The organism is Nonomuraea gerenzanensis (assembly GCF_020215645.1).
Lineage (GTDB): Bacteria > Actinomycetota > Actinomycetes > Streptosporangiales > Streptosporangiaceae > Nonomuraea > Nonomuraea gerenzanensis.
Window position 1 is genome coordinate 11,127,689 of sequence record NZ_CP084058.1, and the last position, 16,278, is coordinate 11,143,966.

Consider the following 16,278-nt stretch of genomic DNA (forward strand, 5'->3'; position numbering starts at 1 on the left):
TTTCGGTCCTACCCGGCGAAGTGCTCCTTGGGGATGACGCCGTGCACGCCCGTCGTCCTGTCGACCACCTGTGACACCTCGAAGTTCGCCGCCGCTGACAGGTAGGCGTACGCCACGGCCCGCTCCATGCCCTGGTCGTGCTCCAGGAAGTCCAGGGCGTTGACGACGGCGCGGCGCATGGCCACGTCCAGGTCGTTCACCTGCCCGCCCTGCGAGCCGTCAGGATCGGACAGGCCGATCGGCAACCAGGCGTCCCGCGTCTCCGCGAACGGGTAGTGGAAGGCCGGCGAGGGCGCGTCGCCCGAGCCCGGCTTGCAGACGGTGAGGCGGAAGGTGGCGCGCAGCGAGCCCTCCATCGCGGTCAGCGCCACCTCGCCGCCGCCCATCGCGTGATGCGGGTCGCCGGTGTAGAACAGCGCGCCCTCCGCGAACACCGGCAGGTAGAACGTGGCGCCCGCGCCGAGGTGGTGGATGTCGATGTTGCCGCCGCCCCGGGTGGGCGGGATCGAGTTGAGCGCGGGGTCGGTCATCCGGTCCGCGCCGGCGAACGCGACGCCCATGACCCCCATGAACGGCCGCAGCGGGAACGTCACCTCCTTGCCCCGCCCGCGCTTCAGCACGCCGCGGCCCCGGCGGACCGGGGTGAACACCGACACGTTCCCGTATCTCATCGGATCGCCGGTGGCGCGCCCGTCGGTGGCCACCGGAGGCATCACCTCCTGCACCGTGATGCCGTCCGGCGCGCCGCCGCCCGCCTGCCTGGCCAGCGCGCCCTTGCCGTGGCGGCTGGAGACGACCCCGTACGGCACGCGCGGCAGCAGCGACAGCATCTCGACCTTGAGCACGTCGCCGGGGCGGGCATCGTCCACGTGGATCGGGCCCGTCACGATGTGCGGGCCGTCGAGGTCGAAGTCGCGCGGCGTGCGGGCGTAGTCGCGGGCGATCGCGACGGCGTCCTGGAGCACGTCCGCGCGGCGCACGCCGTGGCCGCCGAAGTACGCGACGGGGTCGCGGCCCTGGTCCTCAAGGATGCCCTCGTGCGAGACCGAGTCGACGGTGACCGTCTCGCCCGACCGCATCCGCAGGACGGGCTCGCTGGTCAGGGACGGTACGTAGCCCCAGCGCACCTGGTCGGGCGTGGAGCGCAGGTAGTGCCTGCCGTGGATCGGGCCCTTGCCGGGCTGGAGGATCTCGCGGGGCTGGGCCGCGGCCGGGCTCGCCGCCGAGGTGGCGGTGGCGCCCGCGCCGAGGGCCGCCGCCACGCGCAGGAAGCTCCGCCGCCCGAGTCCGGTGATCAGCGCGTCCCGTACGTCGGCCGCGCTCTTCGGCACAGTCATGATGGCTCCTCACAACGCCTCGCTCGTGACACCGATCATCGAGGACGGCTGTTGCGCCCTTGTTTCGGGCGGTTTTCGCCGTGCCCATGACCACCGATCGCCATGCGCCGTCTGACAGGATCGGATCACGCTCTGATCTGAAAGGCATCCGAGATGGCTCCGAACATCGCCACCGCACGCCGCGTCGACCTGCCCGAACTGCTCGACTTCCTGCGCCCCAGGCACCACGGCCTGCTGTCCACCACCCGCGCGGACGGGCGTCCCCAGCTCTCCCCCGTCTCCTGCGGTGTGGACGGGAAGGGCACGATCGTGGTCTCCACCTATCCCGACCGGGCCAAGGCCGCCAACGCCCGCCGTGACGACCGCGTGTCGATCTGCGTGTTGTCCGACGACTGGAACGGGCCGTGGGTGCAGGTGGACGGGCATGCCGAGGTGACCGACATGCCGGAGGCGCTGGAGGGGCTGGTGGAGTACTACCGGTGCATCGCCGGCGAGCACCCCGACTGGGACGAGTACCGCGAGGCCATGCGCCGCCAGGACAAGTCGCTGATCCGCATCCACATCGACCGCTGGGGCCCCATCGCGACCGGCGGCTTCCCCGCACGGCTGGTCGCCGACCAGTGACGCGGGCTCACACCATGGCCAGGTAGGCGGCCAGCTCCCCGGCCGAGGAGGTGGCGATGCCGACGTACCCGTCCGGCCTGATCAGGGTGTGCCTGACGCCTCCGTACGGCTGCGCGGGCACGTACGCCCGCACCTGCGGACCTCCGGGGACGCGCGGCGCGGGGTCCGGGGAGAGCAGCGTGAAGTGCGGCCCCCGCAGCAGGTCGAACAGGCGTGCCCGCCGCCCGCCCGCGCCGCCAGGATCGGCGCCGCCACTCCCAGGTCGTCGAAGACCTCCTGCGTGCGGGGCTGGAGGCCCTTGCCCTTGGAGCCGCCCGCCGGTTGCGGGGCCTGGTCCAGGATGCGGCAGGGGACGCCGCGGCGGGCGCGGTCCACGGCGAGGGTCAGGCCGGTGAGGCCGGCGCCCGCGATGAGCACGTCGGTGTCGTCGTTCATGGCGCCGACCGTGCCAGGCGGCTCTGCCGGATCGCTGTCAGCTCCTGCCAGGCGCCGTCGGGGGCGCCGTCGGGGGCGCCGTCGGGGGCGCCGTCAGGGCTCGTCGGGCGCCGCCGTCCCCTCGGCTCCCCGCTCCCACATCGCCTGCAGCACCGGCCCACGTCGCCAGGCGCGGCGAGGAAGGCCGCTGGCGGTACGCGATCGACAACCCGTTCGGAACCGCCGGCTGAATTGTCGGTCCCGCTGGTCAGAATGGACCCATGACCGAGACGCCCCCCATCACCACGCTGCCCGACGACACGGCCTACGCCGAGGCCGTCCAGCTCGCCGTCGACTCCGCCGCGGCCTACTACGCCGACGGCACCTCGACGCTCGACGACGACGCCTACGACCGGCTGGTGCGCGGCATCCAGGCGTACGAGGAGGAGCACCCCGAGTCGGTGCTGCCGTCCTCGCCCACCGGGAAGGTGGCCGGCGGGGCCGTGGCGGGCGACGTGCCGCACACGGTGCCGATGCTGAGCCTCGACAACGTCTTCGGCGCCGAGCAGCTCGCCGACTGGGCGGCGGGGCTGGAGCGCCGGCTCGGGCGGCCGGTCACGGCGTGGAGCGTGGAGCCCAAGCTCGACGGGCTGGCGATCTCTGCCCGCTACCGGCACGGCCGGCTGGCGCAGCTCGTCACGCGCGGCGACGGCACCGCCGGCGAGGACGTCTCACACGCCATCGGCACCGTCGTCGGCCTGCCCGACCGGCTCGCCGACGCCGTGACGGTGGAGCTGCGGGGTGAGGTCATGATGACCACCTCGCAGTTCGAGGAGGCGTGCGCCAAGCGGCAGGCGCACGACGGCACCACCTTCGCCAACCCGCGCAGCGCCGCCGCGGGCACGCTGCGCGCGCAGGACCGGCCTTACGTGTGCGAGCTGACCTTCTTCGGCTACGGCGCGCTGCCCGCGCCCGGCGACGAGTCCGACCTGGCCGTGCGCCTGCGCGAGCTGCCGCACAGCCAGATCATGGAGTGGGTCGCCGCGCAGGGCGTGCAGACCACGGCCGCCACCTCCGTGGCCGGCATCGTGGCGCAGACGCTCGACCAGGTGCAGGCCCGGGTCGGGGAGATCGCGGCGGCGCGGGCCGAGCTGCCGTTCGGCATCGACGGCATCGTGATCAAGTGTGATCTGGCCGGTGACCAGGCGGAGGCGGGGTTCAGCTCGCGGGCGCCGCGGTGGGCGGTGGCGTACAAGCTGCCCGCCACCGAGAAGATCACCAAACTGCTCGACGTGACGTGGAACACCGGCCGCACCGGCGTCATCGCCCCGCGCGCCGTGCTGGAGCCCGTCGAGCTCGACGGCAGCATCGTCACCTACGCCACCCTGCACAACGTCGCCGACATCACCCGGCGCGGCCTGATGCTGGGCGACAGCGTGACCGTCTACAAGGCGGGCGACGTCATCCCCCGGGTCGAGGCGCCGGTGGTGCACCTGCGCACGGGCGACGAGCGGCCGATCCCGATCCCCGAGGTCTGCCCGATGTGCGGGGATGAGATCGATCGGTCGCAGGAGCGCTGGCGGTGCGTGCGCGGGCGCGACTGCCAGGCGATCTCCTCCGTCATCTACGCGGTCGAACGCGACACGCTCGACATCGAGGGCCTCGCGTCCAACCGCATCAAGCAGATGTTCGAGAACGGCTTGATCGCCGACTTCGCCGACCTGTTCTTCCTGACCCGCGAGCAACTCCTCAAGCTGGAGCGCATGGGCGAGACCAGCACCGACAACCTCCTGGCCGCCATCGAGCAGGCCAAGACCAGGCCGCTCAGCAGGGTGTTCGCGGCTCTCGGGGTGCGCGGCACCGGCCGTTCGATGAGCCGCCGCATCGCCCGCCACTTCGCCACCATGGACAACATCCGCGCGGCCGACGCCGAGGCGATCCAGCAGGTCGACGGCATCGGGCCGGAGAAGGCGCCGGTCGTGGTGGAGGAGCTGGCCGAGCTCGCCCCGCTGATCGACAAGCTGGTCCGCGCGGGAGTCAACATGGTGGAGCCCGGCGCCACCCCGCCGAGCGACGACCCGAAGGCCCCGGCCGAGGACCTGCCGCTCAGCTCGATGTCGGTGGTCGTGACCGGCACGATGACGGGGCCGCTGGCGGCGCTGACGCGCAACGAGGTGAACGAGCTGATCGAGCGGGCCGGCGGCAAGTCCTCCTCCAGCGTCTCCGCCAAGACCTCGCTGCTGGTCGCCGGGGAGAAGGCGGGCTCGAAGCGGGCCAAGGCCGAGTCGCTGGGGGTGCGGATCGTGAGCCCGGAGGAGTTCGCCGAGCAGGTCGGCGCGTTCCTCTGAGCTTGGTGGAGCCAGGCCACGCCGGGTCCGTCACCTCGTGGGGGTGGAGCGCCGGCGGAGCCAGCCGGCGGCGCACTCGCCCCGGCGTACGTGGGCGCCGATCAGGACGGCGCTCTTGCCCAGGTACGCCGCCATCTCCAGGACGTCGCCGGAGGCGCCCTCGCCCGACGGGAACCACTCGAACAGGCGCTGGTCGGTCGGCCAGAACCAGCCGGGGATACGCTCCAGCGCGGCGGTGAGATCTGGTGCTGACATGCCCCGGACGCCAACAGCCCGGTTTTTCCGGAAAGAAGAGGGTTTGCCGCATGGCCATCGGGAGGTCACCGAAAGTTCGGCCGGCTTCGATTTTGTCGGTGCCGCCGTTCATAATCGCCATCGAGCACTGATCTCGGGGAGGCGGCGGCGATGGCGAGGCGCTCCAGGCGCAGGCGGCGCAAGGCGGGCATGAAGGAGCAGTTGGCGCTGCTCGGCCTCGTGGGCGCGGCCGTCGTGGCCGTTCTCTTGGTGAAGTTCGCGGTGGAGAATCCGGTGTGGGCCGTGGTCATGGCCGGCCTGCTGATAATCGGCTTCTGTGGCGCGCTTTTCATGAGATATCGGGTCATTCAGGCACATCGTCGGCAATTTCTCGCCGCCAATGCGGAATTGGCGAAGGTCGATACCCTGACCGGCCCCGAATTCGAGCACCTGGTCGCCGAACGCCTGATCGCCGACGGCTTCCGCCGCGTACGCGAGCGGGGCCGCAGCGGCGACGGCGGCGTCGACATCACCGCCGTCGCGCCCGGCGGCGGGCCGTACGCGGTGCAGTGCAAGCGCTACAGCCGGACGGTCGGTGCTCCGGAGGTGCGCAACTTCCTGGGGGCGCTGGCCAACACGTTCGACGGGCACACGGGGGTGCTCGTCACCTCCGGGCATCTCACCCGTCAGGCGCGTGCGGAGGCGTTACGCGCCCGGCAGCCTCTCGTCCTCGTCGAACGTGACCGCCTCGCCGATTGGTTGATCGGGCGCGACAGCCTGTTGCCGCGTCGGGTGCGGTTTTCGCTGGTGGAAGGGGAGGAGCCGGCGGGCTGATCCGGATTGATCGACTACGGGGCGGCGGGACCGCTAGGGTTGTCCGCCTTCTCTTCCGCTGCATTCTCCTCCGCCCCTCCGCCCCCTTCCCCACTCCTCCTCCGCTCCTCCGCTCCTCCTCCGCCCTCCTCCCGCCCCCCGAGGACCGCCGTGCTCCGCTACCGCCTTGGCCCGATCGTCGTGGCCCTCCTCGCGGTGCTGGTCGCTGCATCCGGCGCCGTCGCCCTCGTGACCGGCGACACCCGGCTATCCGTGCTGTTGGTCTACGGGCGGTTCCCCGAGCAGCTCGACGAGGTGGATACGGCCCATCTCGTGATGCTGGTCCTGGTGGGCCTGGCACAGGTCTGGGCGTTGGGGCAGATCCTGCCGAAGCCCGCCGCCGTCCTGCCGCAGCGGCACGGCGGCGGGGCACGGGGTGGGGCGCGGGGCTGGGACGAGCGGCTGCTGCGGATCGTGCTGTACGCCTGGATCGGGTGCGAGCTCGCCGACCGCCTGCCCTCCTGGCCCGAGCTGCCCGAGCATCTCGCCCAAGCCGCCGCCGTGGTGCTGTTCTTCCGGGTGATGCGACCGGTGGCCCTGGGCTTGCGACTGGTCGCGCTCGTCGTGGGGCTGTTGGAGCCGGTCCGGGTGCTGGTCTCCGCGATCCCCTGGATCGAGGGCGCGGTGCTCTACGACGTTCTGCGGCTGGGTGGGGTGTCGTGGCTGGTCTGGCTCGTGCTGACGGTGGCGGCGCAGGCGAAGGACGGCCGGTGGCGGCGGGGCACGCTGTGGGCGGGAGCGGTGGTCGCCGCCGAGCCGCTGCTCGTGCCGGAGCTGGACTTTCCCTTCTTCTGGTCCTACGCGTGGTTCGAAGGGGCCAGGCTGTTGATCGACGTGGTCCTGGTGGTGTGGCTCGGCCGCTCCGCCCGGGAAGCCGGGAACGAACCCAAGGCCCTGGCGCAGGCCCGGACCGGGTCCAAGGCACCGTCAGCCGCCGCCCACAGGCGACCGTTACGGTGGTGGCCGGCGCAGGCGGTGGCGGTGGTGGTTCCGCTGGTGCCCGCAATGGTCAACTGCGTGAACGGGGTGTTCACCTGGATCGGGCCGCGCGGGGCCATCGCATCCTGGTTCTCCGGCGACGGGTGGTTCCTGCGGCAGCTCTGGCTCCCGATCGACGTCCTCCTGGGGGCCGGTGGCGCCTCGGGGCTGGTGCTGGCGGCGGTGCTGCTCCAGACCCGGCGGCTGGTGCTCGGCACGGTCGGGGTGCTGCTGGTCGCGGCGGTGGTCGGCGTGGTGAGCGCGGTGACAACGGGGGACGAAGGAGAACGGGCGGCCCAAGCTTCCGAGACCGCGATCTGGAACACGCCCTTCCCTGCCACCGCACCTACCACTGCACCCGCCACTAGCCTTGCCGCCGACCCTGCCACTGAGCCTGCCTCTGAACCTACGCCTGCGCCTACCACCGGCCCCACCACCGATCCCACCGCCGCACCCACCACCGGCCTTGCCAGCGACGCCGCCGCCGCACCCACCACCGATCCCGCCACCCATCCCGCCACCGGCCTTGCCGGCGACGCCGCCGCCCCACCCACCACTGCCCCTACCCCCGACGCCGGCACCTCCGGCTCCGAGCAGGTGATCGTCGGCCTCGTCCGCCCATTCGAGAGCCGCCTGACATTCCACGACGAGAGTCCCCCGATCCTCTTCGACGAGCTGCTCACCACCGAGCCCGGCATCTCCCCGCTCTGGTACAGCGCCGCCTTCACCACCTCCGCCTTACTCCTGCTCCTCGCGTACGGCGGCCACCGCGTGCGCCGCCCGTACCGGACGGTCATGGCGAGCGTCGCCACGGCGGCGGCGCTGGCGTTCGTGCCGGTCTCGGATCAGGAGCCCGCCCGGTTCACCACGGCGGCCGGCTGCGACGGCATGGACCCCGATCGGGTCTCGGGCGAGCAGCGGTTCGTCTGCTCGGTGCGGCGCATCGAGAGCCCGCCGTTCGGCAAGGACATGCCCGATGAGCGGCTGATCGCGTACGGGCGGCGGCTCTGTGACGTCTACACCCGCGGCGACGCCCAGGAGGCGGCGGCGTTCGGCGCCGCGCACGGCTTCGCGCCGCTCGAACAGGCCGCGCTCGTGCGGGACATCTGCCCGAAGGCCGAGGCGGACGTGGCTCAGGCTTCGGCCGAGGACGAGGCCGAGATGCTGGCGTGGGAGGCGGAGGAGCAGGCCATGTGCGACCGCGCGCCGCGCCACCGGCCGCTGGTCGAGCCCGTTCGGGCCACCAGGGAGAAGGAGCCGGTCTGGCCCGAGGTCTGGCTGGAGGCGTACGAAGGGGACGGCATGCCGGACGACGGGCTGTACGGGCAGGAGCTCGATCTGGTGGCCGTCGCGCCCGGTCACCTGCTCATCGAGGTCGAGACCACCTACCGCGTCTGCGTCACCACCGAGACCTACGACCGCCGTCCCCCGGTCGAGACCAAGGGCTGGGCGCACGTCGTCGAGGTCGGGTACGAGAGCCCGACCGGCACCATCGAGCTCACCGACAACCTCGCGGGGGTGGAGCTTCCCGACCTCTCGCTGCGCGGCAGGAAGGGGCACTATCGCATCCGCGTCCACTACGACCCGCCCGACTGGGAGAGGAAGGTGGGGCAGCGGCTGCTCGTCATGGCCTGGCCGGGACGCGGCGACGCCAGGGTGGTGCACCGGGCTCCGCCACGCTGAGCGCGGCGTCCCCGGCGGCGACGCTCGTCAGGCCCGCCGGGCGCCCCACCGCTGAGCGCGGTGACGACCGTGTGGCCCGTCGGGCGTCAGCGCTGAGTGCAGATGGCGGTGTCCAAGGCAGCCTCCACCCGCTCCAGCGCCTTGGCCGAAGTGGGCAGGTGGGTGACGGCGACGGCGGCGGCGCGGCCGTCCTCGGTGGCGGCGTTGGCGGTGTAGTAGCCGGGGATGGAGCCACCGTGCCCCCACGCCGTGACGCCGCACGACAGCTTCACGCTGCTCAGGCCGAGGCCGTAACGCCCCTCGCGGCCGAACTGCGGTGCCGCGACGGTGGTGCGCAGCTCCTTGAGCTGGGCGGGCTTGAGCAGCTTGCCGTCGAGGAGCGCGGTGAAGAAGCGGTTCAGGTCGCTGGGGGTGGAGATCATCTGCCCGGCGGTCCAGGCCTGCGACGGGTCGAACTCGGTGACGTCCGACATCGGCTGCTGCGGGTCGTCGCGGTGGTAGCCGGTGGCGTACGGCCGGCGGAGCTTGCGGTCGCCGTCGGCCGGGAAGTAGGTGCGGCGAAGGCCGAGCTTGTCGACGGTGCGCCTGGTGATCTCCTCGCTCGCGGGGCGGCCGGTGACCTGCTCGATGAGCAGGCCCGCGACGATGTAGTTCGTGTTGCTGTAGGCCCATCGGGTGCCGGGCGCGAACTGTGCCTTCTTGTCCAGCGCGAGGTCGAGCAGGCGGCGCGGCTCGTAGTGCTGGTGCAGGATGGGCAGGATGCCGCCGGCCAGGAGGGTGTCGGTGTACTCGGGCAGGCCGCTGGTGTGCTGCAGCAGCTGCCGTACGGTGATGCGGCGGCCGTCGATGCCGTCGCCGCGCAGCAGGCCCGGCAGGTAGGTCTCGACGGGTGCGTCCAGCTTGACCTTGCCCTCGCCGACGAGCTGCAGGACGGTCACGGCGGTGAAGGTCTTGGTGTTGCTGCCGATGCGGACGTACGCGTCGGCCGGGGGACGGCCCTTGCGGCCCGCGGTGTAGTGGCGCATGCCGCCGCCGCGTGCCTGGACGGAGGCGAGCGCGCCGGGGAAGCCGTCCTTGGTGACGAGCTTGTTCAGGGTCGCCTCCATGCTCGGGGAGGCGGCGGCCTGGGTGGCGGTGCCGCAGAGGACGGCGAGGGTGAGGGCGGAGGCTCCGGTCCACCGGTGGAAGCTCGATGCGATCATGTCGCCAAACTACGGACGGTCAGGGGCCGGTCGCGATCCCGTATACGGGACGATCGTGGTAGGGCCAGCACTACCGCCTAGGATCATGGCGCATGCGTCCGAACGACTGGCACCTCACCGACGACCTCGACGGTTTCCTCGCCCGGGCCGGAGACTTCCTGCGGTCCCGTCCCGCCCTGCACACCACGCCGCTGACGGCGCTGGAGAAGCTGCGCGCACGGGGCGCGGACGCGTCCGTCTTCTTCGGCGTGCTGGAGCCGGAGGGGCAGGTCAGCGCCGTCTGCTACCGCCTGGCGACCCATCGCCTGACCCTCACCCCGTGCTCGGACGAGCACGCCGACGCCCTCGCCGCCCACCTGGCCGGCCTCGGCACCCGCCTCGTCGGCGTCACCGCGGACCACGACACCGCCACCGCCTTCGCCGAGGCGTGGCAGCGGCACGCGGGCGCGACGCCGGCCTCCTTCTGGGGTGCCCGCCTCTACCGGCTCGGCACACTGACCCCGCCGGAGCCGGTACCGGCCGGTCAGGGCCGGGTCGCGGGCGCGCAGGACCACGAGCAGGTGGTGCGGTGGTGCGGTGAGTTCGCCGCCGCCGTCGGGGAGGCCGCCGCCATGGACGCCCGCGCCTGGGCCGACTCGCGCTTCGCCGACAAGCACTACACGTTCTGGGAGCTGCCGGACGGCACCGCCGTCTCCATGGCGGGCTCGACGTCGATGGTCGGCGGCATGATCAGGGTGGACCCGGTCTACACGCCGGCCCGCCTCCGCGGCCGCGGCTACGCGGGCGCCGTGACGGCCGCGGTGAGCGGGGCCGCGCTCGCCGCGGGCGCGACGGACGTCGTCCTGTTCGCGGATCCCGCCAACGCCACCAGCAACGCCCTCTATCAGCGGATCGGGTACGTCCCGATGTGCGATTTCACCGGGTACGCCTTCTCCAGCGACACACCGGCGGCCCGCTAGAAGCTTCCCTGGCGCACCGGCAGCCCTTCCGTCAGGCTTCTCTGGAACGCAGGAATGCTTCCAGCGCGGCCCGGACGGCGGCCCTCGTCGGTTCCAGGGCGATCCCGTGCTCCCACAGGAGCTTGCCCGCCGTCCCCGACTTGTCGTGCAGGAGGCCGAGCAGCATGTGCTCGGTGCCGATGTAGTTGTGCCGCAGCTCCGCCGCCTCGGTCAGCGCGGCGGTGAGGGCCCGCCGGGCGTCCGCGCCGACCGACAGCGCCGCCGGTGCCCCTGGGCCGGTGGGCAGCCGCCGTTCCAGGGACTCGCGCAGAGCGGACGGGTCGGCGTCCTGGGCGGCGACGGCGCGGACGGCCAGGGTGTTCGGGTCGTCGAGGATGCCGAGCAGGACGTGGCCGGCCTCGATGGCCGAGCGGCCGAGGCGGCGGGCGTGCGTTTCGGCGCGTTCGAGGGTCTCCTTGGCGCGCCCCGTGTAGCGCTCGAACGCCCCCGACTTGGCCAGGTCCGCGATCGTGAGGCTGGACCAGCGGCGGCCGTAGCGCTGCTGGGCCGCCTGGCGGCTGATGCCGAGATGGTCGCCGATGTCGGCCCATGAGCAGCCTTCGGCCCTGGCCAGCTCGACCAGGTAGCCGAGCAGGCGGTCGCCGACTTTCTGCAGGTCGGACAGCACGCCTTCGGCCACCGTGAGTCGGGCCAGGGCGTCGGTGTCGTCGGCGCTGCGCTCTTCGACGATCGACAGCAGCTCGGTGAGGTCGGGTAGCTCGGGCACCGTACCATTATGGCTGTCAACGTCTGCCTTGACACTTCTGGGATGTCAATGCGAGCGTTGACGCATGGACATCAGCATGCTGGGAGAGGCGCTCGACACGTACGTGCCGGAGATCATGGAGCACTGCGGGACGCCGGGGTTGTCGATCGCGGTGGGCGTCGGCACGGAGGTGCCGCTGGCCCGCGCGTACGGGGTCGCGGACCTGGCCACCGGCCGCCCGATGGCGGTGGACACGGTCGCCCCCACGGGCTCCGACTGCAAGCCGTACACCGGGGTCGCCGCCCTCCAGCTCGTCGAGCGCGGGGTGATCGGGCTGGACGAGCCGATCGAGCCGTACGTGCGCGTCGTCAACCCGTACGGGCAGCGACCGATCACGCTGCGGGACCTGCTCACCCACCGCAGCGGGCTCGGCGTCGGCATGGGCAACTTCGACCGCGTGCCGCCACCGCCGCTGGGTGAGCATCTGCGGCGGGTGCTCGACGCCGGGCGGTCCGACGCGTACGGGGGTGCGATGGTGCCGTTCTGGGCGGGGCCCGTGGGGGCTGCTTACCAGTACAGCAATGTGGGGATCGCCGTGGTCGGGCACCTGGTGGAGCTGCTCAATCCCGATGGGGTGACGTTCTCGGAGTGGGTGGGGCGGCAGGTGTTCGCGCCGCTGGGGATGGGCTCGACCGTGTTCCCACGGGCGCAGCATCCCGACTTCGTGCCGGCCGAGCTGCTCGCCCGGCGTTCCACGGGGTATGCGACGTTGCCCGGTCTGCGGCTTCCGCTGCCTACGTTGTATCCGGGTGACTATCCGGCGGGGTCGGCGCTGAGCACGCCGTCCGATCATGCCAGGTTCGTGCTGGCGGTGCTCGGCGGCGGGGCTCCGGTGCTGTCGGCGGAGCTGGCGACGCAGCTGGTCACGGCTCAGGCGTCCGGGGGGACGTTGATGGGGGCGCGGGGGGATCTGGCTGTCGGGCTGGTGTTCAACGTGTTCGGGGGTGCGCATCCGTACATCGGGCACGGTGGTGAGTACCCCTGGGGGTGGACGCACTTCACGCGGGGGTGGATCGAGGATCGGGTGGCGCTGGTGATCTCCGCGAACCAGTTCGACCTGGGTGATTTCGGCCTGTCCGATCGGCCGGGGCACGCTGCCGCGCGGCTGGTCGCTGAGATCGTCACCGCCTGGGTCCATGGGGTCGATCCCCGTCCCCGGCGGACTCTGGCGGCTGGGCGGAGCTTCCTGGCCGGGCTACTGGTGGGTGATCGGCTCACGGCCCGGTTGGGGATCTCCGGGCAGCCCGCCGCTGAGGAGCTGGCTCGCGTTTGTGCGGAGGCTGAGGTGGCGTTTCCGTGGGATCAGGAGGCGTTTCTGGAGGGGGTGGGGCGGGTGCGGTTGACGGCGGCGCCGCTGGTGGACCACGCCCTCACTGTGCGGCGGGAGGTGGCGGGGCATGAGCTGGCGTTGCTGGCGGGGCAGTTGGGGGTGCCTGGTCTGGCCGCGCAACTGGCCGGTGGTCCCGGCTCGCAGGCGGACGGTGGCTCCCGGGCGGACGGTGGCCCGCAGGTGAGCAGCGGCTCGCAGGCCGGCAGCGGCTCGCAGGCGGCGGAGCAGTGAGCGTGGACGGCGCCCGGACCGTGTTGGAGGCGCTGTCGATCGCCGTGTCGGCGGGCGTCCCGACGTTGGTGTGGGGCAGCCCCGGCACCGGCAAGACCTCGGCCGTCGTAGCCCTCGCCGAGTCCCTGAGCTGGCCCGTCGAAGTGGTCATCGGCTCGATCAGGGAGCCGAGCGACTTCGCTGGCCTGCCGGTGATCTCCGACGGCACCGTCCGGCTCGCCCCGCCGGCCTGGGCGCAACGGCTGGCCACGGCCGGGCACGGGCTGCTCTTCCTCGACGAGCTGACCACCGCTCCCCCGGCGGTGCAGGCCGCGATGTTGCGGGTGGTCCTGGAGCGGGTGGTCGGCGACCTGCGGCTGCCGGACAAGGTGCAGGTAGTGGCCGCCGCGAACCCGCCGGAGGAGGCCGCCGACGGCTGGGAGCCGGCGCCGCCGCTGGCGAACCGGTTCGTGCATCTCGACTGGCCGGTGGACGGCAGGCAGATCGCGCGGGGCCTGGCCATGGGGTTTCCCGTGCCGTCGCTGGCCGGGTTCGCGCGGCCGGCGTCCCGGGAGCAGGTGATGGAGGCGCGGGCGACTGTGGCGGCGTTCCTGGAGATCAGGCCCGCGCTGGCACTGCGGGTGCCGTCGAGCAGCGGCACTTGGGGCGGCAGCTCGTCGATGGGCGGCGCGTCGGCCGGGAATCCGCCGGACCGGGGTGCGTGGAACGCGGGCGCCCCCGGCAGCGCCGGTCACGGCTGGCCCAGTCCCCGCTCGTGGGAGGCGGCGGCCAAGCTCATGGCCGCGTGCAAGGCGGCCGGCGCCTCGCCCGACGTGCTGGCCGTGCTCGTGGCCGGAGCCGTCGGTGAGGGGGCGGCCCTGGAGTTCCTGTCGTGGCTGGAGCACCTGGACCTGCCGGACCCGATGGCGGTGCTCGCCGGCCCGGACGCGTTCGAGCTGCCCAGGCGCGGTGATCGGGCGTTCGCCGTGCTCACCTCGGTGGTGGCCGTCGCGGTGGCCGCCGGGGACGTGGAACGGTGGAACGCCGCCTGGCGGGTGATCGCCAAGGCCGCCCGTACCGCGCCGGACGTGGCCACCCTCGCGGCCCGCACCCTGGCCGGCCACCGCCCCCCGGGCGCCGAGATCCCCGCCGCGCTGCTGGAGCTCAGCCCGATCCTGCGCTCGGCAGGGCTGCTCGGTGACTAGCCCCGAGCTGTGGGAGAAGTGGTCGGCGGCCCGCGTCCGCGCCGCCCACCAGGCCCCGTACCTGGCCACCGCGCTGCTCTCCCTGGACCCCGTCATGGTCACCGGCACCACCGGCGAGCTGCGGCGCTTTCCCACCGATCCGGGCTGGCACGTGTACGTCGGGGCCGAGGAGCTGGCGGGGCAGAGCGTGCAAGAGGTGGCCTTCTGGCTCGTCCACCAGGTGACCCACCTGCTACGGGAGCATGCCCGCCGCTACCCGGGCGGCGTGGTGGAGCCGCTGCCCGAGGAGCAGCGAGCCTGGAACCTGGCGACCGACGCCGAGATCGACGACGACCTCACCCCGGACGAGCCGCCGAGGACGACCCCCCGCGCTTCTTCACCGGACGCCACCACACCCATTCGTCCACCGGACGCGACCACGCCCGCCCGGCTCGGTCTCCCGGACGGCTGGACCGCCGAACAGTACTGGCACGCCCTGCGCGACGACGCGGCGCACCAGCACCAGCACAAGCACAAGCACGACCACGACCACGACCAGCCGAAGCACTCCCCACCAACCACCCCGGGTGACTGCGGCAGCGGCTGCGACGGCCTCCCCCGCGCCTGGGACCGAGACCTGCCCGCCCTCTCCCCCGCCAGCGCCCGCCTGACCGCCCTCGACACCGCCCGCAGGATCCGCGAACGCCTCAACGCCCACGACGACGTGCCGGCCGGTTGGCGCCGCTGGGCCGACCAGGTGCTCGAACCCACCGTGAGCTGGCGTCGCCTCCTGTCCGCCAAGGTGCGGCACGGCCTCACCCAGGCGGCGGGCCGCGTCGACTACACCTACCGCAGGCCGTCACGCAGGGCAGCCGCGCTCCCCGGCGTCGTCCTGCCGAGCCTGCAGCAGCCCCTGCCCTCCGTGACGGTGCTGATCGACACCTCGGGCTCGGTCACCGAGACCATGCTGGCCCAGGCGCTGGCCGAGGTCACCGGCGTGCTGCGGGCTCTCGGCCTCGGCCGGCGGCTGCTCACGGTGATCACCTGCGACGCGCGCGCGTACCGGCCGCAAGCCCTCAGCCGCGTCTCGGACCTGCGGCTGGACGGCGGCGGAGGCACCGACCTGCGGGCCGGGTTCGCCGCCGCCCTGGCCAGGCGCCCGCCGCCGGACCTGATCATCGCACTCACCGACGGCCGCACCCCGTGGCCGTCGCACCGCCCGCCCGCGACCCGGGTCGTCGTCGCCCTGCTCGACGCGACCGGGCAGGCGCCCGAGTGGGCGCAGACCGTACACGTCCAAGGAGCATCATGATGTCCGACGAGTTCGACCCGGCCGCGTACGAGACCGCCGGGATCCCGCGCGCCGAGGCCCGCCGCTGGCGGAGCTGGCGGCTGACCGCCGCGCAGGCCGCCGCCTGGCGGCGGGCCGGCGTCACCGACCCGGCGGAGGCCACCCAGTGGACCACCGCCCGCGTCACCCCCGACACGGTCGGCTCGTGCCGCGTCGCGGGCCTGACCGCCGCCGAGGCGCTCCTCTGGCACGAGTACGAGTTCACCCTCGACGAGGCCATCGCGCTCACCCGCCAGGGGCACACCCCTGACCGGGCCTACGACCTCGAACACGGCCGCCGGCCCCGCAGCGCCGACGACCCCACGGCCCCCGGGGACGCGTTCAGCAGCCTCATGGCGTTCGCGGGCGGCGGCGATCCGCGTGACAGGGCGCAGCGGTTCATCGCCCGCCTGGGGAACGCCGACGCCTTCGTGATCTACAGCTACTGCGGCGAGGACTGGGTGGACGACGAGGCCGCCGCCTGGGCCCGCCAGAACGTGGCCGCCCCCACCGCCCGCATGTGGCAGGAGCTGGGGCTCAGACCGGCCGAGGCCAGGAGGTTCATCCAGCGCGGGCTCAGCCCGATGGCGGTCGCGCGGGCGTGGTGGCGGGCGGGCATCCCGTTCGAGGAGACGGCGTCGTGGGCGGGTGCCGGCCTGAGCCCGGAGGAGGCCGCCGCCCAGCGCGCCCGAGGCGTCACCGCCGAGCAGGCCGAAACCCTCCGCGCCCTCCGCGACGACCGCTGACGCCTCCACCGCACCCCCCGG

Annotated in this window: 14 protein-coding genes; 9 read left to right on the forward strand and 5 right to left on the reverse strand. The window is 73.0% G+C overall.

Going from position 1 to position 16,278, the window contains the following annotated elements; genetic code table 11:
- Positions 1–8 precede the first annotated feature (8 nt).
- Positions 9–1,337, reverse strand: coding sequence for an acetamidase/formamidase family protein (locus tag LCN96_RS51810; RefSeq protein ID WP_225269747.1), 1,329 nt, complete (start codon positions 1,335–1,337; stop codon positions 9–11).
- Positions 1,338–1,490: 153 nt separating this feature from the next.
- Between LCN96_RS51810 and LCN96_RS51815 the strand changes: the two genes are divergently transcribed.
- Positions 1,491–1,961, forward strand: coding sequence for a PPOX class F420-dependent oxidoreductase (locus LCN96_RS51815; protein ID WP_225269748.1), 471 nt, complete (start codon positions 1,491–1,493; stop codon positions 1,959–1,961).
- Positions 1,962–2,042: 81 nt separating this feature from the next.
- Here LCN96_RS51815 and LCN96_RS51820 read toward each other — a convergent pair whose 3' ends face one another.
- Entirely contained in the window at positions 2,043–2,396 is a 354-nt protein-coding gene (locus LCN96_RS51820) for an FAD-dependent monooxygenase (RefSeq protein ID WP_225269749.1), read from the reverse strand.
- Between the two features lie 260 nt (positions 2,397–2,656).
- On the opposite strand from LCN96_RS51820, the gene ligA reads away from it, so the two are divergent.
- The gene (ligA, locus tag LCN96_RS51825; RefSeq protein WP_225269750.1) at positions 2,657–4,723 is read left to right on the forward strand and encodes an NAD-dependent DNA ligase LigA; all 2,067 of its coding nucleotides are present in this window, start codon (positions 2,657–2,659) and stop codon (positions 4,721–4,723) included.
- Positions 4,724–4,753: 30 nt separating this feature from the next.
- On the opposite strand, the gene LCN96_RS51830 is transcribed toward ligA, so the two are convergent.
- Positions 4,754–4,978 (reverse strand): hypothetical protein, encoded by a 225-nt coding sequence (locus tag LCN96_RS51830; protein ID WP_225269751.1) that lies wholly within the window; start codon positions 4,976–4,978, stop codon positions 4,754–4,756.
- A 189-nt stretch (positions 4,979–5,167) separates the two neighbouring features.
- Here LCN96_RS51830 and LCN96_RS51835 point away from each other — a divergent pair, with 189 nt between their 5' ends.
- Positions 5,168–5,791, forward strand: coding sequence for a restriction endonuclease (locus LCN96_RS51835; protein ID WP_225269752.1), 624 nt, complete (start codon positions 5,168–5,170; stop codon positions 5,789–5,791).
- Between the two features lie 150 nt (positions 5,792–5,941).
- Positions 5,942–8,491 carry a hypothetical protein gene (locus LCN96_RS51840; protein WP_225269753.1) on the forward strand — a complete coding sequence of 850 codons (2,550 nt, stop codon included), beginning with the start codon at positions 5,942–5,944 and terminating at the stop codon, positions 8,489–8,491.
- Between the two features lie 86 nt (positions 8,492–8,577).
- On the opposite strand, the gene LCN96_RS51845 is transcribed toward LCN96_RS51840, so the two are convergent.
- Complete coding sequence (locus tag LCN96_RS51845; protein WP_225269754.1) at positions 8,578–9,693, reverse strand: serine hydrolase domain-containing protein; 1,116 nt, start codon at positions 9,691–9,693, stop codon at positions 8,578–8,580.
- A gap of 92 nt (positions 9,694–9,785) precedes the next feature.
- Between LCN96_RS51845 and LCN96_RS51850 the strand changes: the two genes are divergently transcribed.
- Positions 9,786–10,652 (forward strand): GNAT family N-acetyltransferase, encoded by an 867-nt coding sequence (locus tag LCN96_RS51850; protein ID WP_225269755.1) that lies wholly within the window; start codon positions 9,786–9,788, stop codon positions 10,650–10,652.
- A 31-nt stretch (positions 10,653–10,683) separates the two neighbouring features.
- Here LCN96_RS51850 and LCN96_RS51855 read toward each other — a convergent pair whose 3' ends face one another.
- Entirely contained in the window at positions 10,684–11,418 is a 735-nt protein-coding gene (locus LCN96_RS51855) for a Clp protease N-terminal domain-containing protein (RefSeq protein ID WP_225269756.1), read from the reverse strand.
- A gap of 64 nt (positions 11,419–11,482) precedes the next feature.
- On the opposite strand from LCN96_RS51855, the gene LCN96_RS51860 reads away from it, so the two are divergent.
- From LCN96_RS51860 to LCN96_RS51875, 4 genes are read left to right on the forward strand one after another with little or no spacing between them, the layout of a single operon-like run.
- Positions 11,483–13,018 (forward strand): serine hydrolase domain-containing protein, encoded by a 1,536-nt coding sequence (locus tag LCN96_RS51860; RefSeq protein WP_225269757.1) that lies wholly within the window; start codon positions 11,483–11,485, stop codon positions 13,016–13,018.
- Between the two features lie 2 nt (positions 13,019–13,020).
- Positions 13,021–14,202: an AAA family ATPase gene (locus LCN96_RS51865; protein ID WP_225269758.1), complete on the forward strand. Its 1,182-nt coding sequence runs from the start codon at positions 13,021–13,023 to the stop codon at positions 14,200–14,202.
- On the forward strand, positions 14,195–15,493 hold the full coding sequence (locus tag LCN96_RS51870) for a vWA domain-containing protein (protein WP_225269759.1): 1,299 nt from the start codon (positions 14,195–14,197) through the stop codon (positions 15,491–15,493). Before LCN96_RS51865 ends, LCN96_RS51870 begins: the two co-directional genes overlap by 8 nt.
- Complete coding sequence (locus tag LCN96_RS51875) at positions 15,490–16,257, forward strand: hypothetical protein (protein WP_225269760.1); 768 nt, start codon at positions 15,490–15,492, stop codon at positions 16,255–16,257. The genes LCN96_RS51870 and LCN96_RS51875 overlap by 4 nt, the downstream gene beginning before the upstream one ends.
- Positions 16,258–16,278 lie beyond the last annotated feature (21 nt).